The organism is Acinetobacter sp. ANC 5378 (assembly GCF_013004315.1).
Classification (GTDB): domain Bacteria; phylum Pseudomonadota; class Gammaproteobacteria; order Pseudomonadales; family Moraxellaceae; genus Acinetobacter.
In genome coordinates this window covers 31,323-56,016 of sequence record NZ_JABERK010000034.1, presented here as the reverse complement: position 1 = coordinate 56,016, position 24,694 = coordinate 31,323, and the positions used below count along the sequence as shown (strand labels likewise).

Here is a 24,694-nt window from a genome sequence, read left to right as displayed (position 1 = left end):
CGCCGTCTTGGTCCATTCAATAAAATGGAAACGGTCTTCATTACGGCGGTCTTCAATAGCACGGTTTTTCTCAAACGCATCAGGATCGGAACCGCCGTACTCCACTGCCAATGAGTGGTCGACAATCAGCTGTGTTGGCACCACTGGATTGACTTTTGAAGGATCGCCACCTTGATCAGCAATCGCATCACGCAAGCCCGCCAAGTCGACCAGTGCGGTCTGCCCCAAAATGTCATGACAGACCACACGTGCCGGATACCAAGGGAAATCATGGTCCTGTTTGCGTTGAATAAGTTCGTTTAATGACTGCTCTAAAATGGCTGGATCACAACGGCGCACCAACTGTTCTGCAAGCACTTTTGAGGTATATGGAAGTTTGGCATATGCGCCTGGCTGAATATCTTCTACGGCTTGGCGCACGTCAAAATATTCGAGCTGGGTGCCTTGCAGTGGTTTACGGTAGTTGTTGTTCATAGCTTACCTGCCTCTTGAATCATTTTTCTTTACTACGTAATTGTTGTTGACGAGTCACAATCGTTTCGATGGCATTGTACGCTGTGAAAAAGCCATTTCCCAAATCTTATATATTTCATAAACTTACCCCAAAAAAACCCCATTTTTGAAATATTTAGTTACACAAACATTGAAATATTTGCTCTAAAGATGCTTTTTTGAGAAAAATAGTGGGAAATCAGCCTCATTCTTTAGTATTAGATATGTTTTTTAGAATAAAAAACAACCTAGAGTTGTATTTTATTATGTTACTTAAAATTTTCTCACTCACACACATTATTTAGTATTCCTAAACCTATCTTTATAAAATATCAGATCATTTTAATAAAATTATTGCCCCCTTTTTAAACATACCTTAAGACTAGGCTGTCACTCGTCGTATCGTTTGAACACCCCTCTTTTTTAGTGACTTGGCTCTCAATATAATTAAGAAGTACTAAACAATTAAAATATTGTTCAAAAAAAATATTCCAAGTACAAAAAAGATACCATCTTTTTGAAACAAGGTTATCGAGTGATTATCAGAAGCCATTACAAGAAGTTTGAAGGTGATTTCGTACAACACTGTCATATCCTGGATCATGAAGATCAAGGGATAATGGAAACTGTGCGGGTCTGTGGAGGCAAATTTCCTTGTAATTCACCTCTACCAACATCCTATCACCACTAATTAATCTCTGTTCCACAAAAGCCAGCAATTTATATTGTTGGCTTTTTTATTTGCCTCTGTTTAGTGCTTGCTGCACAATAGCTTGATTGATTTGTGAAATATAACCAGAGGCTAGTCATGTCAACGTCTACTGCTTTTACATCATTCAATTTAAATGGTGTAGATGCGCAAAAATTCCTTCAAGGTCAAGTAACTTTAAATACCGAAGCCTTAGCGGAAAACCTGACTCGCTATACAGCAATCTGTAGTTTAAAAGGCCGTATTCTGTTTGGTTTATGGCTTAAAAAAATCAATGCAGAAAGTTTTGAAATTGTGACTACTCAAGATCAGGCCGAAGAATTTTCCAAACACATTAAAAAGTTTGGTGCATTTTCGAAAATGAAACTGGAAGAAGGTAGTCAAGTTTTTCCTACGCTAAATGGCGATACTACGGATTTTTCTACCACTGAAACCGATATTGCAGCTTGGCAACTTCAAGCGATTGAAGCAGGTCAGGCCTGGATTGAAGCTGCAACTTCACAAGAATTCCAACCGCAAGAACTTCGTTTGCATCAGCGTGAAGGCGTGCATTACGACAAAGGTTGTTATTTGGGTCAGGAAATTATTGCGCGTCTTTGGTTTAAAGCCAAACCAAAACACTGGTTGCACCTGGTTCAAGGCACAGGTGAAGCCCCTGCTGTTGCAAGCAAATTGAGCAATGATGTAGAAGTGGTGAATAGCATTGCTATTGATGGTGGCTATAAAGCACTTGTGGTTGCAAAACCTGCGGCACTGGAAGAACTGAACTTAACCGTTTTAGATTTACCGGAAGCTTTAAATGGTGATGTAGCACGTCCGCAATAATATTCAAGTTTAGAAACATCATTAAAAAGCCTCCAAAATCGGAGGCTTTTTTAAATCATAAATTAAAATCGTGAAAAAGTTTGTTCATGTCTTTAATGACATACTCTTTAAAATGGAATGCACGCGCATGTTTTGCATCAATACGCGCAGTCTTTCCCTCATGTTCAAAGATATAAACACGGTCTTCTTTGCTCACCAAAAAGTTTTTGCCTAATCTCATCAACAATGCATCAAATTTGTCTTCATCCGGAATGCTTTCATCCCGATTAATCTGATCATATGCCCGTTTAATACCTTTGATGAACATTCATCTACTCACAATTTTATTCAGCCGAGATTTAAACAAACATTAACGAAAAAGCAAAGTGAAGTTGCTTTCTCGATGCCTTTTTATGTCATGAAATTTCACTTTAACTAAAATTTTAACTCTAAAAAAAAATTCATGTTAAAACCGATAAGCACTTAAGGCTGATTTAAGCTGCTCACTATTTACTTAAGCCCTTATTATGCAAATATCAACAAAATTTTATTGCAATACACAAATCATATATTTACATTCACATAATTAAACTTATGATGTTGTATTGAGTCTTCCACATACATTCTTAAACACATAAATGGAATTATGTGCATGTTTATAAAAAGGTTTTAAAAATATGAAAAAAATTATACTTGCCAGCATCATCGCCTTATCTTCACATCTTGCAATGGCAGAAATGGCAACCAGCTCGGTTGATCCTGCATTTGCCAAAATTGAGGCATTGGTCAAAGCCAACAATATGAAGGGCGCATACCAGGAACTGGAAAAATTGGCCAAAGTAGGTAACCCTCAAGCCATTTATAACTTGGGCTACCTGACTCAAACCGGTCAAGGTACAGCCAAAGACGAGAAAAAAGCCATTAAGCTGTACGAAGAGGCTGCAAGCAAAGGTTACCCGGTTGCCAACTATATATTGGGTAAAAACTACATAGGGGGAACTTTAGGTCTTAAACAAGACACTAAAAAAGCCAAACAGTATTTAGAAAAAGCATCTGCCCAAGGGTTTGCTGATGCGACTGTCGATTTAGCCGTGTTACTTTTTGCTGAAGGCACACCTGCTTCAGATAAATTGGCATTGCAAAAATTAGATCCTTTAATTAAAAAAGATAACTATCAGGCGATTCATGCCAAAGCCTTATATGACATTAGTCTGGGTTTTAAAAATAAAAATGAAGCTCCGATTAAACAAGGTTTAAAAAGCATTCAAGACTTAGCACAAAAAGGCTATATTCCGGCCTTGATGGCCGTGGGCAATATGTTCGCGAATGGCAACATTGTTCCGCAAAACCTGCCTGAAGCGAAAAAGATTTTCTCTACCCTGGCAAAAGAAAATATACCGCAAGCCAAGGAGTCTTTAGCAGTTGTAGACAAAATGATTGCTGAACAAGCGAAAAATCCAGCAAAAGCTGCAAAGAAAAGTTAAATTTTCTCCAATAAAAAAGCCCCTAAATTAGGGGCTTTTTTATGAGCTTGATAAATATTACAGATATTAAAAAATTAAGCCCACCACACGCTAATTAAAATACTGGTCACTATAAAACCTAAAATTGTACTCATCAGTAATGGCGTTAAGGTTTTTTCATTCAATCCATAGGCCTGGCCTAACATTCCAAAAATGGTCGGCATCGGTAAGGCCGCAATAATTGTCCCGGCATAGACCATTTCCTGACTAACATCAGTTAAATAGGTTAAGCCTAAAAACATCAGTAAAGGCATGATCAAGTTACTGGAAATTACCAGATACCAGCTCTGCACATTTACATATTTTAAGGTTAGGCCGACAATGCCGCCGCCAATGGAAAATAACGCCAGTGGTGATGCAGTTTGTCCCAGCAGTAACAAGACCTGATCTAACCGTTCAGGAATATGTATCTGAAAAACAGCACAAGCAATCCCCAGCATGACCCCCATAAACAATGGATTTTTTAATAAGGTCAATAATGTACTTTTAACAATGACTGCAACATTTGCCTTTTGCCGGGTACCCAATTCTGCCAAAATCAAAACTGCGGGAATAAGCAGAACACTTTCAATAATCACCACTAAAGAGGTGTAAGTCATTGCCCGATGTCCCATCAGCAAAGATAACACTGCTGTACCAATGAGTCCGGTATTGGACATCGCAGCGCCTAAGGACAAAACCGATGACTGAGAGTAATTGTTTTTGAAATACTGCGAAACAATGAAAAATGCTGAAATATATAAAATGAAAGTCACACCGGTATAAATAAAGAAATATTCCGGATACCAGATTTCACCTAAATCTTTTGAGGCCAAAGACTGGAAGAATAAAGCAGGTAACGCGATTTTAATGACAAAAGCACCGATCGCATTGACCTGTTCTTTGGTTAAAAGTTGCAGTTTTACGGACAAATAACCTAAAGCTAACAGAAAAAAGATAGGTACAATGACCGCAAAGACCATATTAAAAATGTCCTGTAAAAATGAACGATCAACGAAATATCTGAACCTGAGTGCTCATATAAACGTTGATGGCGGTTGCAAAATTGATGAAATTAAAAGGCTTTAAACAGCTCTTTCAGCCCATGCGGCTGACAACGCAAATACTGGGGCGCAATTTCAATATTCGCACCCAATGCTGCCGCAGCATGCCAAGGCCAACGTGGTTCATAAAGCATGGCACGAGCCAGAGCAATCGCATCGGCTTGCTCTGATTTTAAAATACTTTCAGCTTGCTGGGCTTCTGTAATCATGCCCACTGCAATCACTGGAATGTGAACCACTTTCTTTACTGCTTCAGCAAAAGGCACTTGATAATTGGCACCAATTTTAATCTTTTGCTTCGCATGCAACCCCCCACTCGATACGTGTATATACACTGCACCCAACTGCTCTAAAGCTTTTGATAAACCGACAGAAGACTCAACATTCCAACTGTCTTGTCCATCCATCCAGTCGGTTGCGGAAATACGCATTCCAATTGGATAATCATGAGGTACAGCATTTTTGATCGCCTGAAAAACTTCAAGGGTTAAACGAATACGGTTTTCAAAACTGCCGCCATATTCGTCGGTACGCTTGTTCGACAGTGGCGACATAAATTGATGCAGTAAATAACCATGTGCTGCATGTACTTCAATTAAATCAAAACCTGCATCCACGGCGCGAACAGCTGCATCGGCAAAATCCTGAATCACTTTTTGAATTTCATCTTGAGTCAGTGCATGCGGTGGGTGATCAGTTGGGTTAAATGGCAGATCACTGGCAGAAACGGTTTGCCAGCCATGTGCTTCTTCCGGCTTAAATTGATCTCTTCCATTCCAGGGTTTATCGGTAGAGGCTTTACGCCCCGCATGTGCCAATTGCACAGCAAAAGGCATAGGCGAAAGTGTCTTTATTTTTTTCAGTAATGTCTTGATCTGATCACGCTGTGCATCATTCCAAAGCCCTAAATCTGCATAACTGATACGACCTTCAGACTGTACCGCTGTCGCTTCGACGATGCATAAACCTGCACCCGATAATGCGTAATTCGCCCATTGCTGTTCGTGCCAATACGTCACTTCGCCCTGTTCAGTTGCCGAATACTGACACATCGGTGCAATGATAATTTTATTGCTGAGTTTTAATTTTCCAAACTGAATCGATTCAAATAATAAAGACACACTTTCTCTCCTTAAAATGCTTTAGTGACACTTAAACCTGCGCTCCAGTTCACACCATCTGCAGGTTCAAAGAAACGACCCTTAGGTTGAGTTGAATCATTAACAATGACTGAGCCTACATAATCTTCATCAAAGAGATTATCGACTCGGGCAAAAGTACACACTTTCCAGTCTACATTTTTCCAAACATACCCGACATTGGCACTGGTTAAAGTATAGCTTGGCGCTGCATCAGAATTGATGTCATCGACATATAATTTATCAATATAGCGAACATCCAGTCCGGCATTAAAGCCCGTTTCAGGCTGCCATGCCAAAGCCACAAAAGCCTGATTTTTAGCTACACCCGGGATGTAATTTCCAGATTGAATTGCTGCTGCTTTCGGTTGAGATGGGTTTTGAGGATTTTCAATTTCAGCAACAAAAGCATCAAAAGCATCAAAAGTAGCATCAATAAAGCTATAACTTGCTTGAGCTTGTAAATCACGCCATAGGTTTTTATTCCATGAGAGTTCCACACCTTGTCTTAGCGTTTTATCGGCATTACGGAAAGTATTCCGTCCATTGTTCGATTCACCCGATACGATGTCATCTTGAGTTTCACTTTGGAAAATAGCAGCAGTAAAATTACCGAAACGATTTTGAGATTTTAAGCCCAGTTCATAGTTATCGCTGGTCGCAGGGTTTAAGTCAAAGTTAATTCCCGATGTCGCCACTGTTGGATAAGCCATTTCGGTAAAAGTCGGGGTTTCAAAACCTTTGGCATAACTTGCATAGGCATTGAGCTGATCATTGATTTTCCAAGTTAAAGCGGCTGATGGTAAAATTTTGTCATAATCCGTTTTCCCACTGTCATCGCCATTTCCAACAACAATATAATGATCTTTAGATTCATAATGCACATTGCTATAACGCAGACCAGTATCTAAGGTCCAATTGGGTAAAAAATCCCAAGATGCTTGGACATATGGATCTAAATTCCACAGCGTATTTTTTTCATCACGGCGTATATCACCTTTTAAGCCGAATTGATTATTGGCATTAAAATTTTCATAACCTTGACGGTCTTCATCCATATAGTCAAAGGCCAGCCCTGCGGTTAAACGTGTATTTGGCAGTAAATCCTTACCTGTCCAGCGCAGGTCGGTACCGTAATAATCACGGCTAAAATCAATCACCCCACCTGCATGCCTTGGGTTATTTTGAGGTGCCTGAGGAATCGATTGATATTGTGTGACTTCACGATGTCCCAGATAGGCCATCGCATTAATTTCATGCCGATCATTAATCGGTTTCGACCAAGTTAAACCGGTTTGGGTCTGATTAATCTCTTTACGCACATCATAAACATTTGCGGCATCATTGACTTGTTTAGGATTTTCTTTCCATTGCGCTCGGGTCAAACCCTGAGGATCATCGGCATTAATATCCACATGATTCACAATCCAGTTCAGTTTAGAACCATCATCCAAGTTCCACGTCAGTTTGGCATTGCTGAGAACTTTACGTGCCGCACTGTGTTCACGGTAACCATCAGTATCGAAATAAGAAGAGCTTACGACATAGCTCGGTTCACTGGCTTGATCTACCCCGCCTTGCAAGACAATATCCGCACGACCTTTGTTATTACTCCCCCCCGAGTAGGCTAACTGGATAGAATCACGCCCTTCCCCCTCTTTAGTGGTGGTTAAAATCGTACCGCCAGAAGAATTACCGTAAAGTGATGAAAATGGTCCACCCAAGACTTCAATATGATCTAGACTGCTTAAGTCAATATTCGAGGTTTGCCCCTGACCATCAGGCATGGTTGCTGGAATGCCATCAACATATAAACGTATGCCCCGTACACCAAAAGTTGAACGTGCACCAAAGCCACGCATAGAGATTTGTAAATCTTGTGCGTAATTTTCACGATTATTCAATTGTAAGCCCGGCACACCTTTTAAGGTTTCCGATAGGTTGACCCCTAGATTATTTTGATTGTTTTTTTGGTCAATTCGATACACTGAAGCCGGTGTTTGCAACCAATCTGTATCTGTACGTGTAGCTTCAATTTTTAAGGTAGGCAACAAAACAGGTTCCGTAGAACCTGTTTCAGCATATAGGTTTTGGCAGATACATGCCGTCAGGCAAAGTAAAGTCATATTGATGGGCATCACGTGATATTTACCTTGCATAGGCTGTTCTCTATTTTATATTAGAATAATACTTTAGAGCTTAAACCAAGCACCAAGGCATCGTCTACGTTATTTGTAGCGCCTGGGTTAATCACATATTGAATATTCGGACGAAGCATTAACCATTTGGTTGGGTAATAGCTGTAGTTCAATTCAACATTGTATTCAGCACTGGCATTAAATGCGGCATTATTGATACGGTCATTCACGTGTACACGGTTTACACCCAGACCTAGAATGTCATTGGGTTGAGAATCCAGTAAACCAATATATTTCACACCGATTTGTTGTGAATTATCAACTTTATTGGTGGTACGGTCATGCCAGGTGAAATTGGCAAAGCTATGCAAACCCTGTTTACCTGAACCTGTCGAAGTCAATTGCTGTTCCACAGCCAACCAACCAGCATAGGTACGATCTTCAGCTACTGTACCCTTTTCATATGCGACATCATATTGATTCTTAGCTTCATCAGCCGTGTTATACATTCCACCTACACGGTAGCTCCCCGGCAAACCATTCACAAATGATTTAGGTTGCCAGACCACTTCAACTGGAATCGTTACACCATCAGCATTGTCGGTATCCAAGTTCCAGCCATGACGTTCCAAGGCATTTTCAGGGTTGTATTCATACACACCCACTTGGGTAAATACTTCTGGAGTTACCTGATATTTCACACGACCACCCCATTGTGAAACAGGCGTGTTCATCCAGATATTACCTTGCCATTTACCCATTTGTGCTGCACAAAATGCGGTACTTTGGAAATCACATGCCATCACGTTAAAGTCCATACCCAGACCTAAATGACCAACTTTGACACTTACACCCTGCGCTTTGAAATTCTTTTCAATCGACAATTCGCTTAAACGTGTTTTTTGGTTGCCACGGCCAAAGTTCGCTTGAACATTGGCAAGTTGCGGCACCTCACCCTGTAAATCATCGACTGTGGTACTTTGCCCTTGACGTGCACTCACCGCAGCACGAATGGTTACACCTTCCCAACCGGCAAGTTTTTCCATATCGAAAGTCGAACCTAACCACAATTGGCTTGCTACAGTCGGATCATTATCATTCCCCTCATCACGTCCGCCATCAGCTAAATAGGCAGCATCAGCAGCAATATTGGCATCAAATTTCACCCCTTTCCCAGCCAGTTCGGTACGTTTACCGCTCCAGTCCCCCAATAGATATTGACCATTTGGATCAAAAGCATTTTCAGCGTGAGTGTGTGTCATGGCAACCAACAGCAAGGTCGGTAATAAAGCTAGACTAAATTTTTTCATAAGGAAAATCACAGCAAGGTTCGAGAGACTACAATTCAAATAAATTGTATATATTGTGTGAAAATTACATAATTTTCAGACATTAATCTCATCAATTTTTTTATCATATAAAAAATAAAAAGTTATATATAAAGCAAAACAAATAACAATTAGTTTAATTTAAATTAAATATATTAATATTTTTCAGTGTATTAACTAAAAATATTAAATTTAAAAAATAATTACCACCGTGGAAAATGGCATTTCAAATTATACCAATTGATATATTTCTAACCAATCCTAAAGATAGATATCTATAGGTTAAATCAGATTTTTTGCCTGTTGCCACTCAAAATAAAAACTTGCATTCACTCCCTTGCAACCCGATATTAGCTTTATCTACTCACACTAGAATCCAACATGCCCGAATTACCAGAAGTTGAAACCACCAAAACCAGTTTATTGCCTTTAATTGACCAAAAAGTGATTTCTGTTCAAGTCCGTGAATCCCGTTTACGTTGGCCTATTCCTGACGATATTGAAAAACTGAAAGGGCAAAAATTATTAAAACTCACCCGACGTTCTAAATATATTTTGGCGGAGTTTGAGCACGACAGCATGTTATGGCATTTAGGCATGTCGGGCAGTTTTCGTCTTTGTGATGCCAACACAGAATTGCGCAAGCATGATCATTTGATCATTCAGTTTGAAGATGTAGAATTGCGTTATCACGATCCGCGCCGTTTCGGCTGTATTTTATGGTTGGATTCCAACTCGCAAAGCAAGCTGATTGATACTTTAGGACCAGAACCCCTAAGTGAGGCCTTCAATGCTGAATATTTAGCAGAAAAATTTAAAAAGAAAAATGTCGGCGCCAAAGTGGCGATTATGGATAATCATATCGTGGTCGGTGTTGGAAATATCTATGCCACTGAAAGCCTGTTCAATTTAGGCATTCACCCTGCTCAGCCAGCATCAAGTTTAACCCGTGATCAAATTGAAAAGTTCGTGATTGAAGTTAAACGGATTTTAAAACAGGCGATTGATTTAGGTGGCTCTACCTTGCGTGACTATAGTAATGCGATGGGTGAAAATGGTTATTTCCAACAAACCCTGTTGGCTTATGGCCGTGCTGGCGAGATGTGCGTAAACTGCGAAACTACTTTGGAAAATTTAAAGCTTGGACAACGCGCTAGTGTATTTTGTCCACAGTGTCAGCCTTTAAAAAAAGTTAAAATAGCGACCAAGACTCCATCTAAAGAGAATAAAGCATGAAATCTGCCATCGTCCGTCATATTTTAGTCAAAGATAAAGAACTGGCTGAACAGCTGAAAAATAAAATTAAAGCCGGTGCAGATTTTGCGAAAATTGCTAAACAGCATTCCACCTGTCCATCCGGTAAAAAAGGCGGTGAACTCGGTGATATTAAAAAAGGACAGTTGGTGGGCTCGATTGATAAAGCTGTATTTACGTTGGCTGAGCGTGAATTGCACGGCCCGATCAAAAGTCAGTTTGGCTGGCATTTATTGGAAATTAAATTTCGGATGGATTAGTAATCTTTGTTGCTCCTTCCTCCTTTTAGGAGGTGAGGAATATATTCCGCAAGGGGATGGATATAATTTAAATAAATTCATATAGATTACATTTAACCTCTCCCTAGCCCTCACTTGCGCTGCGTTTTAAAGCAGTACTTTAAAACTTGCTCAGGAGAGGGAATAAATAAGGCATAAAAAACGGCACCTCAAGATGCCGTTTTTTATTTACTTGAAATTACAGTTGTGGACGTTTTTTCAATTCATCACGAATTTCACGTAATAATGCAACATCTTCAGGAGTCGCTGCTGGAACTGCTTCTTCAGTTTTACGGATACGGTTCAATACTTTAACCATTAAGAACACAACCCATGCTAAAATCAGGAAGTTTAAGAGTACGGTTAAAAAGTTACCGTAAGTCAGTACGTTTACACCCGCCTTAGTTAAGGCATCTAAAGATTGTAAATTATCGGGATTCTTTCCTAATACAAAGAATTTCTGTGTGAAATCCACGCCACCACCGGTGATCACAGTGATTAAAGGCATAATAATGTCTTTAACCAATGAATCAATGATTTTACCAAAAGCACCACCAATGATGACACCAATTGCTAAATCCATCATATTGCCTTTAATGGCAAATTCTTTAAATTCTTGAACAATACTCATATCTTTTCTCCAGTTTATCTTTAAAGCATTCTTTATTAATATATTTTGAGAACTGTCTGATCCGGTAATGCATTTATAACAGCTCATAATTCCCTTTAATTTACTCGGAATTATGTATGTTGAATATATTGGATTGCTAATTGTAAACAAAAAAAATGCTATCAACGAATTGATAGCATTTTTTCAATCATTTAAATCAGTTCAAACTGATTAAATCATTATTTACCAGAACGGTTACGTTTACGTTCGTTCTCAGTCAAGTAACGCTTACGGATACGAATTGACTTAGGAGTTACTTCAACTAATTCATCATCTTCAATGAATTCAAGTGCTTGTTCAAGCGTGTATTCTACAGCAGGAACTAGAGTTAACGCTTCATCAGTACCAGATGCACGTACGTTTGTTAACTGTTTCGCTTTAGTTGGGTTAACTGTCATGTCGTCAGAACGTGAGTTAATACCAATGATCATACCTTCGTAAACTTCTAACTGAGGTTTAGCGAATAGACGACCACGGTCTTGCAGTGTGAACAACGCATAGCCAAGGCAAGTACCTTGAACCATAGAAATCAACACACCGTTTTGACGTTTCGCAACAGTACCTTGTTTCATTGGACCGTAATGCGAGAAGCTAGACGTCATGATACCCGTACCAGAAGTCATCGTTAAGAATTCTGAACGGAAACCAATCAAACCGCGTGAAGGAACAGTTGCTTCAATACGGATACGGCCTTTACCGTCAACTTCCATATTGGTCATTTCGCCTTTACGGTGACCCATTTGTTCCATCACAGCACCTTGATGCTGTTCTTCAACGTCAAATGTTACGTTTTCATACGGTTCTTGTTTTACACCGTCAACTTCTTTCAAGATTACTTGAGGACGAGATACACCCATCTCGAAGCCTTCACGACGCATGTTTTCAATAAGAACTGAAAGGTGAAGTTCACCACGACCAGAAACTTTGAAACGGTCTGGAGAATCAGTATCTTCAACACGTAAAGCTACGTTGTGAATCAATTCACGGTCTAAACGTTCACGAATGTTACGTGAAGTTACGAATTTACCTTCTTTACCAGCAAACGGTGAGTTGTTTACCTGGAATGTCATCGTTACTGTAGGTTCGTCTACAGACAATGGCGGTAAAGCTTCAACAGCTTTTGGATCACAAATGGTGTCAGAAATGTTAAGTGCATCGATACCTGTTACACAAACGATGTCACCAGCATTTGCTTCTTCAACATCAACGCGATCTAGACCATGGTAACCCATGATTTTTAAGATACGACCATTACGTGTTTTACCGTCTTTGTCGATCACAGTAACAGGCGTGTTTAATTTCACAGAACCACGTTGAATACGACCAACACCGATAACACCTACGAAGCTGTTATAGTCAAGTGAAGACACTTGCATTTGGAATGGACCGTCAACGTCAACTGCTGGTGGTTCAACGATGTCTACGATTGTTTGGAACAATGGAGTCATGTCGTCAGCAAGTTCTTCTGGAGAAGGACCAGCAACACCACGAAGACCAGATGCATAAACAATTGGGAAGTCTAACTGTTCGTCAGTACCACCAAGGTTGTCGAACAAGTCGAATACTTGGTCAATTACCCAATCAGGACGCGCGCTTGGCTTGTCAACTTTATTGATAATCACGATTGGTTTCAAACCACGTGCGAACGCTTTTTGCGTTACGAAACGAGTTTGTGGCATTGGACCTTCTTGTGAATCGACAAGAAGCAATACACAGTCAACCATCGACATTACCCGTTCAACTTCACCACCGAAGTCGGCGTGTCCCGGGGTGTCCACGATGTTAATGCGGTATTCAGTGTTTGTACGAGCATCAGTCCATTTAATTGCAGTGTTTTTTGCAAGAATGGTAATACCACGTTCAGACTCGATAGCGCCCGAATCCATGACACGTTCGATCTCGCCCGCGCGATCGCCAAGAGCACCTGATTGCTGTAAAAGTTTGTCTACAAGAGTCGTTTTACCATGATCGACGTGCGCAATAATGGCAATGTTACGGAGAGTTTTAATATCTGACATGTATAATTCGATACGTATTAAATTTGAGGGCAAATTATACAGAAAAATACAAAGTTTTAGTAGTGACAGTTCATTCACAGTTACAAGTTTTTTTGACAAATCACGCTTTTTTTCATTTGTAATGTCCTGTAACTCGATTAGAATAACGGCAAATTGCTGCTGTACCTTCTTACATGTCTGATTTAAATAACTCTCCCGAGCAACAAGAGCGCCTTGATTTGGTCTATGGATTGAACGATCGTCCTCAACCCTTCATCGCTTTTTTAGCTGCACTGCAACATTTACTTGCAATTATTGTCCCGATTGTCACACCTGGTTTGCTGATTTGTTTAGCCCTCGGTGTTTCAAAACAAGACACCAATATGATTCTTTCAATGTCATTGGTGATCTCGGGTATTGCCACCTTTCTACAATGTAAAAAAGTCGGTCCTTTTGGTGCAGGCTTGCTGATTGTTCAAGGCACCAGCTTCAACTTTATTGGTCCAATTATTGGTATTGGTTCAGCAATGGTCGCTGCGGGCACCCCTGTTGAAGCGGTAATGGCCTCTATTTTTGGGGTGGTGATTGCAGGTTCATTTATTGAAATGGGTGTTTCACGCATTTTACCATGGGTGAAAATGCTGATTACTCCACTGGTTACAGGTATTGTTGTACTGCTTATTGGTTTGACCTTAATTAAAGAAGGTCTGATTAGTATGGGTGGTGGTTATCAGGCCATGGGCGATAAAACCTTTGCCAATGCCGATAACCTGATCATGTCATGTACCGTACTGGCGATCATTATTATTTTGAATCGTGTACGTATTACCTGGGTAAAAAGCTCGGCGATTCTGATTGCTTTAATTATTGGCTATACGCTTGCCGGTTTTATGGGGCATCTGGATTTCTCGGGCTTGAAAGATGCACCGATTGTTCAGATTCCAACCCCAATGCACTTTGGTTTAAGTTTCTCTTGGAGCTTATTTATTCCAATGGCCTTTATTTACCTGGTGACTTCTTTAGAAGCGATTGGTGATATCACCGCAACTTCTAAAATTTCAAACCAACCGGTAGACGGTCCGAAATGGATGGAACGTATTAAAGGTGGTGTACTTGTAAATGGTGCGAATTCATTCTTAGCGGGTATTTTTAACACTTTCCCAAGTTCTGTATTTGCACAAAATAACGGTGTGATTCAACTGACTGGTGTAGCCAGCCGTTATGTGGGTATCTGGATTGCCGCATTATTGGTGATTCTTGGCTTGCTTCCTGCTGTTGCCGGCGTCATTCAAGCAGTTCCTCAAGCCGTTCTGGGTGGTGCTGTTATGGTGATGTTCGGTGCTGTTGCAGCTTCGGGCATTAACATCCTTTCAGGGGTGCAATTAGACCGTCGTGCATTATTGATTATTGCAATCTCGCTTGCACTGGGTTTAGGTGTTGCACAAGTGCCACAAATTCTTGAACACCTCCCTGAATTATTCCGCAACATCTTCAGTTCTGGTGTTGCGACTGGTGGTATTGCAGCATTGTTATTAAATATTATTCTTCCTGAATCGAAGAAATAATTTCATTTCAGCATCAATTCTGCCCAGCATTGTCTGGGCAGAATTTTTCAATGGCGAGATAAAAAATGGATCCAAGAAGTGAAGTTGTCATTCGACAGCATGAATATCTTTCTGGACGTGTGTTGCTTGTTAATGCACCGACGGATGACTTACTTTCCAATTTAGAGAAAGACATCACTCCATGTTTGTGGACATGGAATTATAATGAATTTCAATATTTTCAGTCGCAACAAGCCCATGTACATTTTGGTGTCGACCTTCCTGAAGGCAGCTTTGATCAAGCAATCATTTTTGTGCCTAAATCAAAAGAATTATTAAATTACATCTTACATAATGTCGTAAGCTGTTTAGGTCTAGGTGCTTCAATCTTCCTGGTGGGTGAAAAGAAAGCCGGTGTCGAACGTGCAGCCAAGCAATTACAGCCTTATGGCAAAGCACTCAAACTCGACAGTGCACGTCATTGCCAAATGTGGCAAGTCACCATTGACTCTACCGTGACTGCAAAAGCTTTGGCAGATTGGGCGCAGCAATATACCGTAGCGACACCTAACGGTGATTTAACCATTTGTGCACTTCCGGGTGTATTTAGTCAAAATCGTTTAGATGTGGGTACAGCCGTATTCTTGCCTTTTTTATCACAAGTGACTTCAGGTAAAATTGCCGACTTTGGCTGTGGTGCCGGGGTAATCAGTGCTTATCTCGCCAAACTGAATCCGAAAAATCGAATTTTTGCGATGGATGTTGATGCATTTGCTTTGGCTTCTACCCGAATGACCTTTGAAAAAAATAGTCTTTCGCCAGAGCAACTTGAAATTACCGCAGTGACGGGTATTGAAGATGCGCCGCTATTTTTACATGCCATCGTCAGCAATCCGCCTTTCCATCAGGGCATCCATACCGATTACAACGCCAGTGAAAGCTTATGTAAAACTTCACGACGTCATTTAAAATCGGGCGGTGAATTGTGGATTGTGGCAAACCGCTTTCTGAATTATCCATTATTAATTGAGCAGAATTTTGGTCAGTGTACGACTAAAGCAGACCAACAAGGCTTTAAAGTGTTGTTCGCCAACACGAAAAAAAATGTTAAGGAACAATGATGAGCGAAACAGATCAACCTCACCTACAGCGTAAGCTTGGTGCTCGCCATCTGAATATGATCGCCATTGGTGGTTCCATCGGTACAGGTTTATTCTTGGCTTCTGGTGCAACCATTGCCAATGCAGGTCCCGGTGGCGCATTGCTGGCTTATGCTCTTATTGGTTTAATGATTTATTTCTTAATGACGAGTTTGGGCGAACTTGCCACACATAACCCCACTTCAGGTGCATTTTTCACCTATGGGACTAAATATGTGGAAGGTGGTTTTGGATTCGCCTTAGGCTGGAATTATTGGTACAACTGGGCCATTACCGTGGCTTTTGAACTGGTTGCCGTACAGTTTATTATGAAGTTCTGGTTCCCCGATATTCCAGGTTTCTACTGGAGTGCCATTTTCCTGACCATTATTTTTGCTATTAATGCCCTGACCGTCAAAGGCTTTGGTGAAACTGAATTTTTATTCTCTCTTGTCAAAGTAGTTGCGATTATTGTCTTTATCATTATTGGTATTACCATGATTGCGAAAATCATGCTGACCCCGAATATGGTGACCTTTGCCAACTGGACCAAAGGTGATGCACCTTTCGTGGGCGGCTTACAAGCGATGATTGGCGTTGCGATGATTGCCGGATTCTCGTTTCAGGGAACTGAGATGGTTGGGGTTGCCGCAGGTGAATCCAAAGATCCGAAGAAAACCATTCCAGTTGCCATTAAGCAAATTTTCTGGCGTATTTTATTGTTCTATGTGGTGTGTATTTTTATCATCGGTACATTAGTTGCCTATGATGATCCTCGTCTTTTACAAGCTGCTGCAAGCGACAACATTACCCTTTCACCATTTACATTGTTGTATGAAAAAGCAGGTTTTGCTTTTGCTGCAAGTTTAATGAATGCGGTGATCCTGACGGCTATTTTGTCTGCAGGTAACTCAGGCATGTATTCATCCACCCGTATGCTATTTGATATGGCACGTCAGGGACGCGCACCAAAATGGTTTGCAAAACTTGACTCGCGTGGCGTACCGATGAATGCGCTTTACGCCACCACTGCAATTGCCGCACTTTGCTTTTTAACCACATTTATTGGCGAACAAGAAGTTTTTAACTGGTTACTGAATATGTCAGGAATGTGTGGCTTTATTGTTTGGTTAGGTATTGCCATTTCACACTATCGTTTCCGTAAAGGCTATTTAGCACAAGGCTATAAACTCGAAGATTTAGCTTATACAGCCAAATTCTTCCCCTTTGCACCATGGTTTGCTTTTATCCTTTGCTCGATCATTATTCTAGGTCAGAACTATGAAGCACTGATTGGTGGAAAAATTGATTGGTTAGGTTTACTTTCAACCTATATCAGTATTCCGTTATTTCTTGCGATCTGGTTAGGGTATAAATGGAAATATAAAACCAAACTTATTCCATATAAAGAAATGGATGTTCAACCTATGAACGTAGAACGTGATTAAGCTTCAATTCTATTTAAATAAAAAAACAGCCTTCGGGCTGTTTTTTTTATTCCTATAATAATGAATCTTCTGCAAAAAATTGTTTTAAAGCAAAACTAACTTCATTTTTATGGGTGGTACATAAACCATGCGGCGCCCCTTTAATTTGCTCTTCCACTCCATGCTTTAAAAGCTTTACCGCCTGCTGACTACAAATTTCGGGTGGTACAATTTCATCTGCGGTTCCATAAAGCACCAAAGTCGGCACAGTGAGCTGTTTTAAATCTTCACGTAAATCTGTTTCGGAAAAAGCCTCTATACAATCATAATGTGCTTTGATTGAACCTTGCATAGCAATACGCCAAAAATTTTGCACCACACCTTCAGAGTTTTTGTTGAGCAATTTGTCGTAACCATAAAATTTTTTAGCAAAATCCAGATAAAAATCAGCTCTGTTATCCAATAAATTTGCGCGCATTTCATCAAATACTTCTGGATCAACTCCGTCTGGATAATCATCTCGCTTAATCATTAACGGAGTCACAGCCGCAATCAACGCAAGTTTAGTAACCTTCTGCTGTCCATATTTTGCAGTATAACGTGTGACTACCGCCCCACCCGTGGAATGCCCGACCAATGCAAAACTATCCAAATTTAAATGTTCAACCAATTGATGTAAATCTTCTGCATATTGATCAATGCTATGACCAGCCCAAGGTTGACTGGACCTTCCATGTCCACGCCGATCAAATGCAATAACTCGATAGCCATGCTCCGCTAAAAATAACATTTGGTCTTCAAAAGCATCACTCGATAAAGGCCATCCATGTGAAAAGACAACTACAGCACCACTACCCCAATCTTTATAATAAATTGAGGTACCATCTTTGGTCGTTAACATCTGGCTCATTGTTTTACCCTCTTTTTATTGTGTAGGGTGTTTATTAGAACAAGATAAAAATGAAACAGTGTATTAAACAAGTTATGCTTATGTAGCGAACATAAAAAAGCAGCCCTAAGGCTGCTTTTTTAGATTAGATCAATAATTAATTATTGAGCTTGAGTTGGTTCTGCAACAACTGTACGGCTACCAGAAATTGTCGCGAATACACGACGGTTCATAGCACGGCCTTCTTTAGTGTTGTTGTCAGCAATCGGTTGATCCCAAGCGAAACCTTGAGTAGACAAACGAGCTGGATCTACATTGTATTCATTTACAAGTGAAGATTTAACAGAGTTAGCACGAGCTAAAGATAAACGTTCGTTCAATGCACGTGGACCAGTGTTATCTGTGTGACCTTCGATGCGAGCAGTAGCGTTTGGATATTCAACTAACTTCTCAGCAACTTTAGCAATTTCTGGTTTGTATTGATCTTTGATGTTTGATTTGTTTGTATCAAAGAACACACGAAGTTCCATGTTAAGGTCTTCAGTCAACTCTTGTGGAGCTGGTTGAACTGGAGCTACAGGTTCAACTGGAGCAACTTCAACTACAGGAGCAGCTGGTTTCAAGTGACCACCAAGAACGACATTAAGACCAGCTAAAGCTGTGTAGTTCCAGAAATCTTCATCGATGTTGTAAGTAGCACGAGCTTCAGTACGTAGAGATAAAGCATCATTTAAGCGCCAGAAAGCACCAAGACCAGCATTACCTAAAGTACCTTCTTCAGACTCACCATCCGCAATTGAACCTGTAGCTTTATATTTGTAATGACCAGCACCTAAAAGTACATATGGCTTGATTTTGCTATCGTAATTTTTAGTGATCAAATCAGAAGTAGCATAGAAGTTACCATTGATTTGAGTTTGTTTATACTCTGCACCTGCAGGTACACCAAGGCCTTCTACATCACCTTTCACTTGGTTATATTCAGCTTCAAAACCTAACCAAGGCGTTAATTCAACACCAAGCGCAGCACCAACGAATAAATCGTCTTGTAGCTCACCATCAGCAGAGTCCATCAAGTGGTCTTTAGCGCCATTGTTGTGTTGAGTATCTTGCCATGTATAACCGACCATTAATGGAGTAACAGTTACGCCAGCGTTTGCAGCAGCTAAAGGTGCAGCAACGAGCATTGCTAAAGCAATACGACTCATTTTCATGGATTTATCCTCCAGAGATAACAATTGTTGTTCAAGTTCAAGCTTAAAGTTTTTGACCACCCTGAGATAGGCTTTTTTATACCCCAGTTTTATTCTAAAGCTAGTCACTTTGAATCATACAAACACTTTATTTTTTTTCCAAGTGCTTGATAACTTTAATCAAGTAAATTATTGACAAAATTACTTACAATTTCCGTTGTAATTCGGTAATTTTTTACTCAATTTATTCTTGTGAATAGCTTATTGTCACTTGCAAATTATTTTAACAGCTTTCTTAAAAGTTGAGTAATAAATATTAATTTTAAAAAAACTATTAAAAAACAAAATATTAATAACACAAAAAACTAAAAAAAATACATTACAAGGTTAATTTAATGATTTCCAAACAAAAAACGGGTTTTACACTCATTGAGCTCATTGTTACGCTTGCTATTTTAGCGATTATTGCTTCCATAGCCTTACCTTATTTTCATGAAACAAGGGCTAAACAAGAAATCAAAAAAATTACCCATACACTGGTTTCAAGTATTCAATTGGCAAAATCACATGCTGCTATACACCACACCAATGTTGTTATTTGTCCCAGTCCAAATAAAGTAAATTGCCAGGCAAGCCATTGGAATTCAGGTTTTATTGTCTTTTTAGATACAAATAAAAACAGGCAGGCAGATACTGATGAAAAAATTATCTCTACAGAAGCAACTGAGCTGAAATATGGAAATTTAGATTGGAGAGGTACTTTGAGTATTCCCAGCTTAACTTTTCAAGCTGAAAATGGGCTTCCGAATGGATCAAATGGCAGTTTCTATTATTGCTCTATTTACCAACAACCTCATTATAAGATTGTTCTTAGTCGTATGGGACATACCCGTATTGAGAATCCACTTAGCTGCTAAAAACTTATCAGTCTAAAGGTGGAGAACAAACAGACTTTATTCCTGTTGATTTTTCAATATACTGCTTATGTTTGGAAAATAATCCACTAAAAAGTAAATCTCGGAGAGAAAAAAATGACAGACATCGTAATTGTAAATGGCGCACGTACAGCTATGGGCGGTTTTCAAGGTAGCTTAGCGGATGTAACAGCACCTGAACTTGGTGCAACTTCAATTAAAGAAGCCATTGCTCGTGCAGGATTACAACCAACCGATGTCGAAGAAGTCATTATGGGCTGCGTACTCCCTGCCGGTTTAAAGCAAGGACCTGCACGTCAGGCAATGCGTCAAGCAGGTCTGCCTGATTCAACTGGCGCAGTCACCATCAACAAACTTTGTGGTTCAGGCATGAAAGCCGTGATGCAAGCTGCCGATATGATTAAAGCAGGTTCTGCTGAAATTGTGGTTGCAGGCGGTATGGAATCAATGAGCAATGCACCTTATATATTGACCAAAGCACGTGCAGGTTACCGCATGGGCCATGGTGATGTGAAAGATCACATGTTTCTAGATGGCCTTGAAGATGCTGAAACAGGCCGCCTCATGGGTTCTTTTGCACAAGATATGGCAAATACACGTGGCTATACACGTGAACAAATGGATGACTTTGCCATTCGTTCATTAAAACGTGCACAAACTGCCGTCAATGAAGGTTACTTTGCTGATGAAATCGTACCTGTGACGGTGAAAACGCGTAAAGGCGATGTGGTCGTTGATAAAGATGAACAACCATTCAATGCAAATATCGAAAAGATTCCAACACTTCGTCCTGCTTTTGCGAAAGACGGTACGATTACTGCCGCTAATGCCAGCTCTATTTCTGATGGTGCATCTGCACTTGTACTTACTTCAGCAGATAATGCAACCACAAAAGGTTTAAAACCTTTGGCGAAAATTGTGGCTTATGCATCAAATTCACAACATCCTTCTGAATTTACTATTGCACCTGTTGGCGCAATCCAAAAAGTGTTAAACAAAACCGGTTGGAATGCACAAGATGTTGACCTTTGGGAAATCAATGAAGCATTTGCCATGGTGACCATGTGCCCTATGGATGATTTCAAACTAGATCCAGAAAAAGTGAATATTAATGGCGGTGCTTGTGCACTCGGTCATCCAGTAGGTTCAACAGGCTCACGTATTATCCTGACATTAATCCATGCCCTTAAGCGTACGGGTGGTAAAAAAGGGATTGCTGTACTGTGTATCGGTGGTGGTGAAGCGACTGCTGTGGCGATTGAATTACTTTAATTTACTGTTTTAACTTTCTCTCCCTAAATGATATTTAAAGCAATGCTTTAAATTGAAATGCAAGAGAGAGGCTTTTGCAATCCTCCCCTAGCCCCTCCTTTTTCAAGGAGGGGCATAAAAAATCCCTCAAAAGAGGGATTTTTTATGCTTACATTTTTATAAGCTTTCTTCACGTAAAAATTAAATAAAGCTGGTTAGATTAAATGAAGTAGAAAAAAAGGAGTTCTCTCATGCAACTCAATCACTACCTCAATTTCCAAGGTGAAACTGAAGCTGCCTTTAACTTTTATAAATCAGTTTTTGGAGGCGAGTTTTCAAATCTGACCCGTTATGGTGAAATGCCACCTGCAGAAGGCATCACGCTATCTGAAACAGATAAAAATCTAATTCTTCATGTTTCGCTACCCATCAATGAATATACAGAACTGATGGCATCCGATACCAATGATCAATTCTGCGCACAAACCAATACGGTTTTTACTAAAGGTAATAATCACTATATTTCAATTAATCTCAACGCCAATGAACAAGCGGAAGCACAACGTTTATTTGAGACTTTATCTGTGAATGGACAAATTGAAATGCCCTTAGAAAAAACCTTTTGGGGCGCACTATATGGGGCTTTTACCGATCAGTTTGGAATTAAATGGATGATCAATTGTCAACTAGAAGCAATGTAATATTTTCTTTACAGACAAAAAAAGCCGGAATCAATCCAGCTTTTTTACAGCAACTTAATTAAGATTAAGCACCTGTTTGATAACTTGCCTGAGCAACCGCAGTAGAGGCTTGATACGGATGTTTAAAATCATTTAAACCCGCAGCCGCTTCCTGAATATCTTTACCCTCTTTAATCACGAAAGTATCGAAGCCTGAACGTTTTAAATAGTTCAAGACATCTTTAAAGATATCACCTGTCGCACGAAGCTCGCCTTGATAACCTTGACGGCGTAACAATGCTGCAAATGAATAACCGCGACCATCATTAAAACCTGCAAACTCAATAAAGATTGCATCAAGCTGATCTAGCGGGAATTCATTGACTTCAGGAGAAGCATCAACAGTAATATATAAAGCTTTTTTACCTTGTACATTTTCCAATCGATCAAGCTGCTCTACAGTCAGAACAACATCACCTTGCGGTAAAATACCATCTTCACCCATCAATTGATAAGTGTTGTCTGCAATTGTGCCATCTTTAGAGAGCACTGGTAGTGCGGTATTAAGCATATGCACGCTCCTTGAATGGTTGAATGCCAACACGACGGTAGGTTTCGATAAACTCTTCACCTTCAGTACGCAAATCAAGATAAGTATTTAAAATTTCTTCAACAACGTCAGGTACACGATCTGCCGCAAATGATGGTCCCAAGATGTCACCAATTGAAGCATCATGATCGGCATTACCACCTAAAGTAATTTGGTAGAATTCAGTGCCTTTTTTATCGACACCTAAAATACCAATATTACCGACATGGTGATGACCACAAGCATTCATACAACCTGAAATGTTCAAGTCCATGTGACCCAAGTTGTACACAGTATCCAGATCATCAAAACGGCGAGAGATCGCTTCAGAAATTGGAATCGATTTCGCATTCGCAAGCGAGCAGAAATCACCGCCTGGGCAGCAAATAATGTCGGTCAAGAAACCGATATGCGCACGTGCAAGGTTGTTTTGTTCAAGAATTTGCCACAATTCAAACAAGTCTTTTTGAGGAACATCGACCAGTGAAATATTTTGTTCGTGGGTGGTACGAAGTTCACCGAAAGTATATTTGTCTGCCAAATCAGCAATCAAGTTCATTTCTTCAACGGTCATATCACCTGGTGCAATACCGGCACGTTTAAGCGAAATCGTTACAATACGATAGCCTTTCACTTTATGTGCATTGGTGTTGATGTTGAACCATTGCTTGAATTTTGGATGTGCAGCAAACTGTTCAGCGAAGTCTTGATCTGCATAATCTTGATAATCAAATGGCGTAAATTCTTCATCCAGTTTTTTCAAGATTTCAGGCTGAATTTTCAAGGTCTGAATAGTATGGGCAAATTCAGCTTCAACTTTTTCAGCAAATACTGCAGGCGTTAAAGCTTTTACTAAAATTTTAATCCGTGCTTTATATTTGTTGTCACGGCGACCGTGCAAGTTATAGACACGAAGGACTGCTTCAAGATAAGCAATTAAATCTTCACGTGGTAAGAATTCACGGATAAAGCTGCCAATCACTGGGGTACGACCTAAGCCGCCACCGACTTTAATTTTATAGCCGATCTCGCCTGCTTCATTTTTCACGATATACACACCGATATCATGGAATGAAACCGCTGCACGGTCTGTTTCAGCCAATGCAGACACCGCAATTTTAAATTTACGCGGCAAGAAAGCAAATTCAGGATGGAACGTTGACCATTGACGAATCAATTCACAGGTCGGACGCGGGTCAGCAATTTCACCTGCAACCACACCTGCATATTGGTCAGTTGTGGTATTACGAATGCAGTTACCCGATGTTTGAATGGCATGCATTTGAACTGTTGCCAGTTCTGCCAACATGTCAGGCACATTTTCTAGTGCAGGCCAGTTAAACTGAATGTTTTGACGTGTTGATACATGTGCATAACCACGGTCATATTCTTTTGCCAAATCCGAAATTTTACGAAGTTGGTTAGAATTCATCAGACCATAAGGCACTGCAATACGTAACATTGGCGCATAGCGTTGAACGTATAAACCATTTTGCAGACGTAGCGGACGGTATTCATCTTCCGTCAATTTACCCGCTAAATAACGTTCCGTTTGGTCACGGAACTGTGCAACACGTTCATTGATCAGTTGCTGATCGAAATCAGTATATAAATACATGGCGTACAGCTAGTAGGTTCATTATAACGGCTGACAGCATAACGAGATTTAAAC

At 40.1% G+C, this 24,694-nt stretch carries 22 protein-coding genes and 1 pseudogene; 11 read left to right on the top strand and 12 right to left on the bottom strand.

The window, feature by feature from the left end; genetic code table 11:
• A partial coding sequence (locus HLH16_RS08095) for an aconitase family protein (protein WP_250850252.1) occupies positions 1–474 on the bottom strand: 474 nt, incomplete at its 3' end.
• Positions 475–994: 520 nt separating this feature from the next.
• Between HLH16_RS08095 and HLH16_RS08090 the strand changes: the two are divergent.
• Positions 995–1,183 (top strand): annotated as a pseudogene (locus tag HLH16_RS08090) (multicopper oxidase domain-containing protein); the annotation flags it as partial.
• 117 nt (positions 1,184–1,300) lie between these two features.
• Positions 1,301–2,026 (top strand): CAF17-like 4Fe-4S cluster assembly/insertion protein YgfZ, encoded by a 726-nt coding sequence (gene ygfZ / locus HLH16_RS08085; RefSeq protein ID WP_171528928.1) that lies wholly within the window; start codon positions 1,301–1,303, stop codon positions 2,024–2,026.
• 55 nt (positions 2,027–2,081) lie between these two features.
• On the opposite strand, the gene HLH16_RS08080 is transcribed toward ygfZ, so the two are convergent.
• Positions 2,082–2,333 (bottom strand): hypothetical protein, encoded by a 252-nt coding sequence (locus HLH16_RS08080; RefSeq protein ID WP_131290079.1) that lies wholly within the window; start codon positions 2,331–2,333, stop codon positions 2,082–2,084.
• A 349-nt stretch (positions 2,334–2,682) separates the two neighbouring features.
• Between HLH16_RS08080 and HLH16_RS08075 the strand changes: the two genes are divergently transcribed.
• The gene (locus HLH16_RS08075) at positions 2,683–3,489 is read left to right on the top strand and encodes a tetratricopeptide repeat protein (RefSeq protein ID WP_171528927.1); all 807 of its coding nucleotides are present in this window, start codon (positions 2,683–2,685) and stop codon (positions 3,487–3,489) included.
• A 74-nt stretch (positions 3,490–3,563) separates the two neighbouring features.
• On the opposite strand, the gene HLH16_RS08070 is transcribed toward HLH16_RS08075, so the two are convergent.
• The 4 genes from HLH16_RS08070 to HLH16_RS08055 form a co-directional block, all read right to left on the bottom strand.
• Positions 3,564–4,490: an AEC family transporter gene (locus HLH16_RS08070; RefSeq protein WP_171528926.1), complete on the bottom strand. Its 927-nt coding sequence runs from the start codon at positions 4,488–4,490 to the stop codon at positions 3,564–3,566.
• A gap of 92 nt (positions 4,491–4,582) precedes the next feature.
• Positions 4,583–5,692 (bottom strand): NADH:flavin oxidoreductase/NADH oxidase, encoded by a 1,110-nt coding sequence (locus HLH16_RS08065; RefSeq protein ID WP_171528925.1) that lies wholly within the window; start codon positions 5,690–5,692, stop codon positions 4,583–4,585.
• An 11-nt stretch (positions 5,693–5,703) separates the two neighbouring features.
• Entirely contained in the window at positions 5,704–7,869 is a 2,166-nt protein-coding gene (locus HLH16_RS08060) for a TonB-dependent receptor domain-containing protein (protein WP_171528924.1), read from the bottom strand.
• A gap of 20 nt (positions 7,870–7,889) precedes the next feature.
• A complete protein-coding gene (locus tag HLH16_RS08055; protein ID WP_171528923.1) occupies positions 7,890–9,158 on the bottom strand; it encodes a carbohydrate porin in 1,269 nt (422 codons plus the stop codon).
• 399 nt (positions 9,159–9,557) lie between these two features.
• Here HLH16_RS08055 and mutM point away from each other — a divergent pair, with 399 nt between their 5' ends.
• Together mutM and HLH16_RS08045 are read left to right on the top strand one after the other, a co-directional pair.
• A complete protein-coding gene (mutM, locus tag HLH16_RS08050; protein ID WP_171528922.1) occupies positions 9,558–10,412 on the top strand; it encodes a bifunctional DNA-formamidopyrimidine glycosylase/DNA-(apurinic or apyrimidinic site) lyase in 855 nt (284 codons plus the stop codon).
• Positions 10,409–10,690: a peptidylprolyl isomerase gene (locus HLH16_RS08045; RefSeq protein WP_171528921.1), complete on the top strand. Its 282-nt coding sequence runs from the start codon at positions 10,409–10,411 to the stop codon at positions 10,688–10,690. Before mutM ends, HLH16_RS08045 begins: the two co-directional genes overlap by 4 nt.
• 217 nt (positions 10,691–10,907) lie before the next feature.
• Here HLH16_RS08045 and mscL read toward each other — a convergent pair whose 3' ends face one another.
• Positions 10,908–11,339, bottom strand: coding sequence for a large conductance mechanosensitive channel protein MscL (gene mscL, locus HLH16_RS08040; protein WP_171528920.1), 432 nt, complete (start codon positions 11,337–11,339; stop codon positions 10,908–10,910).
• A gap of 218 nt (positions 11,340–11,557) precedes the next feature.
• Complete coding sequence (gene typA, locus HLH16_RS08035) at positions 11,558–13,396, bottom strand: translational GTPase TypA (RefSeq protein WP_131290103.1); 1,839 nt, start codon at positions 13,394–13,396, stop codon at positions 11,558–11,560.
• Between the two features lie 173 nt (positions 13,397–13,569).
• Here typA and HLH16_RS08030 point away from each other — a divergent pair, with 173 nt between their 5' ends.
• The 3 genes from HLH16_RS08030 to HLH16_RS08020 all read left to right on the top strand — a co-directional run bounded on the left by HLH16_RS08030 (position 13,570) and on the right by HLH16_RS08020 (position 17,506).
• Positions 13,570–14,940, top strand: a complete 1,371-nt coding sequence (locus tag HLH16_RS08030) for a uracil-xanthine permease family protein (RefSeq protein ID WP_171528919.1) — start codon at positions 13,570–13,572, stop codon at positions 14,938–14,940.
• 65 nt (positions 14,941–15,005) lie between these two features.
• Complete coding sequence (locus HLH16_RS08025) at positions 15,006–16,040, top strand: methyltransferase (protein WP_171528918.1); 1,035 nt, start codon at positions 15,006–15,008, stop codon at positions 16,038–16,040.
• Positions 16,040–17,506 carry an amino acid permease gene (locus HLH16_RS08020; protein ID WP_171528917.1) on the top strand — a complete coding sequence of 489 codons (1,467 nt, stop codon included), beginning with the start codon at positions 16,040–16,042 and terminating at the stop codon, positions 17,504–17,506. Before HLH16_RS08025 ends, HLH16_RS08020 begins: the two co-directional genes overlap by 1 nt.
• A 52-nt stretch (positions 17,507–17,558) precedes the next feature.
• On the opposite strand, the gene HLH16_RS08015 is transcribed toward HLH16_RS08020, so the two are convergent.
• Positions 17,559–18,395, bottom strand: a complete 837-nt coding sequence (locus HLH16_RS08015) for an alpha/beta fold hydrolase (protein WP_171528916.1) — start codon at positions 18,393–18,395, stop codon at positions 17,559–17,561.
• Positions 18,396–18,535: 140 nt separating this feature from the next.
• Positions 18,536–19,588: an outer membrane protein Omp38 gene (gene omp38 / locus HLH16_RS08010; protein ID WP_171528915.1), complete on the bottom strand. Its 1,053-nt coding sequence runs from the start codon at positions 19,586–19,588 to the stop codon at positions 18,536–18,538.
• A 374-nt stretch (positions 19,589–19,962) separates the two neighbouring features.
• On the opposite strand from omp38, the gene HLH16_RS08005 reads away from it, so the two are divergent.
• The 3 genes from HLH16_RS08005 (at position 19,963) to HLH16_RS07995 (ending at position 22,454) form a co-directional block, all read left to right on the top strand.
• Complete coding sequence (locus tag HLH16_RS08005; protein ID WP_171528914.1) at positions 19,963–20,484, top strand: GspH/FimT family pseudopilin; 522 nt, start codon at positions 19,963–19,965, stop codon at positions 20,482–20,484.
• 114 nt (positions 20,485–20,598) lie between these two features.
• A complete protein-coding gene (locus HLH16_RS08000) occupies positions 20,599–21,774 on the top strand; it encodes a thiolase family protein (protein ID WP_171528913.1) in 1,176 nt (391 codons plus the stop codon).
• A gap of 230 nt (positions 21,775–22,004) precedes the next feature.
• Positions 22,005–22,454: a VOC family protein gene (locus HLH16_RS07995; RefSeq protein ID WP_171528912.1), complete on the top strand. Its 450-nt coding sequence runs from the start codon at positions 22,005–22,007 to the stop codon at positions 22,452–22,454.
• 64 nt (positions 22,455–22,518) lie between these two features.
• Here the strand turns inward: HLH16_RS07995 and HLH16_RS07990 are convergent, their stop codons facing one another.
• Both HLH16_RS07990 and HLH16_RS07985 read right to left on the bottom strand, forming a co-directional pair.
• The gene (locus HLH16_RS07990) at positions 22,519–23,004 is read right to left on the bottom strand and encodes a DUF934 domain-containing protein (protein WP_171528911.1); all 486 of its coding nucleotides are present in this window, start codon (positions 23,002–23,004) and stop codon (positions 22,519–22,521) included.
• A complete protein-coding gene (locus HLH16_RS07985; protein ID WP_171528910.1) occupies positions 22,997–24,640 on the bottom strand; it encodes a nitrite/sulfite reductase in 1,644 nt (547 codons plus the stop codon). Before HLH16_RS07985 ends, HLH16_RS07990 begins: the two co-directional genes overlap by 8 nt.
• Positions 24,641–24,694: the final 54 nt, after the last annotated feature.

What these genes read in the sequence shown, in the direction of transcription:
- ygfZ (WP_171528928.1), top strand. Translation starts at nt 1,301, where the DNA reads ATGTCAACGTCTACTGCTTTTACATCATTCAATTTAAATGGTGTAGAT.
- HLH16_RS08080 (WP_131290079.1), bottom strand. Translation starts at nt 2,333, where the DNA reads ATGTTCATCAAAGGTATTAAACGGGCATATGATCAGATTAATCGGGAT.
- HLH16_RS08075 (WP_171528927.1), top strand. Translation starts at nt 2,683, where the DNA reads ATGAAAAAAATTATACTTGCCAGCATCATCGCCTTATCTTCACATCTT.
- HLH16_RS08070 (WP_171528926.1), bottom strand. Translation starts at nt 4,490, where the DNA reads ATGGTCTTTGCGGTCATTGTACCTATCTTTTTTCTGTTAGCTTTAGGT.
- HLH16_RS08060 (WP_171528924.1), bottom strand. Translation starts at nt 7,869, where the DNA reads ATGCAAGGTAAATATCACGTGATGCCCATCAATATGACTTTACTTTGC.
- HLH16_RS08055 (WP_171528923.1), bottom strand. Translation starts at nt 9,158, where the DNA reads ATGAAAAAATTTAGTCTAGCTTTATTACCGACCTTGCTGTTGGTTGCC.
- mutM (WP_171528922.1), top strand. Translation starts at nt 9,558, where the DNA reads ATGCCCGAATTACCAGAAGTTGAAACCACCAAAACCAGTTTATTGCCT.
- HLH16_RS08045 (WP_171528921.1), top strand. Translation starts at nt 10,409, where the DNA reads ATGAAATCTGCCATCGTCCGTCATATTTTAGTCAAAGATAAAGAACTG.
- mscL (WP_171528920.1), bottom strand. Translation starts at nt 11,339, where the DNA reads ATGAGTATTGTTCAAGAATTTAAAGAATTTGCCATTAAAGGCAATATG.
- typA (WP_131290103.1), bottom strand. Translation starts at nt 13,396, where the DNA reads ATGTCAGATATTAAAACTCTCCGTAACATTGCCATTATTGCGCACGTC.
- HLH16_RS08030 (WP_171528919.1), top strand. Translation starts at nt 13,570, where the DNA reads ATGTCTGATTTAAATAACTCTCCCGAGCAACAAGAGCGCCTTGATTTG.
- HLH16_RS08025 (WP_171528918.1), top strand. Translation starts at nt 15,006, where the DNA reads ATGGATCCAAGAAGTGAAGTTGTCATTCGACAGCATGAATATCTTTCT.
- HLH16_RS08020 (WP_171528917.1), top strand. Translation starts at nt 16,040, where the DNA reads ATGAGCGAAACAGATCAACCTCACCTACAGCGTAAGCTTGGTGCTCGC.
- HLH16_RS08015 (WP_171528916.1), bottom strand. Translation starts at nt 18,395, where the DNA reads ATGAGCCAGATGTTAACGACCAAAGATGGTACCTCAATTTATTATAAA.
- omp38 (WP_171528915.1), bottom strand. Translation starts at nt 19,588, where the DNA reads ATGAAAATGAGTCGTATTGCTTTAGCAATGCTCGTTGCTGCACCTTTA.
- HLH16_RS08005 (WP_171528914.1), top strand. Translation starts at nt 19,963, where the DNA reads ATGATTTCCAAACAAAAAACGGGTTTTACACTCATTGAGCTCATTGTT.
- HLH16_RS08000 (WP_171528913.1), top strand. Translation starts at nt 20,599, where the DNA reads ATGACAGACATCGTAATTGTAAATGGCGCACGTACAGCTATGGGCGGT.
- HLH16_RS07995 (WP_171528912.1), top strand. Translation starts at nt 22,005, where the DNA reads ATGCAACTCAATCACTACCTCAATTTCCAAGGTGAAACTGAAGCTGCC.
- HLH16_RS07990 (WP_171528911.1), bottom strand. Translation starts at nt 23,004, where the DNA reads ATGCTTAATACCGCACTACCAGTGCTCTCTAAAGATGGCACAATTGCA.
- HLH16_RS07985 (WP_171528910.1), bottom strand. Translation starts at nt 24,640, where the DNA reads ATGTATTTATATACTGATTTCGATCAGCAACTGATCAATGAACGTGTT.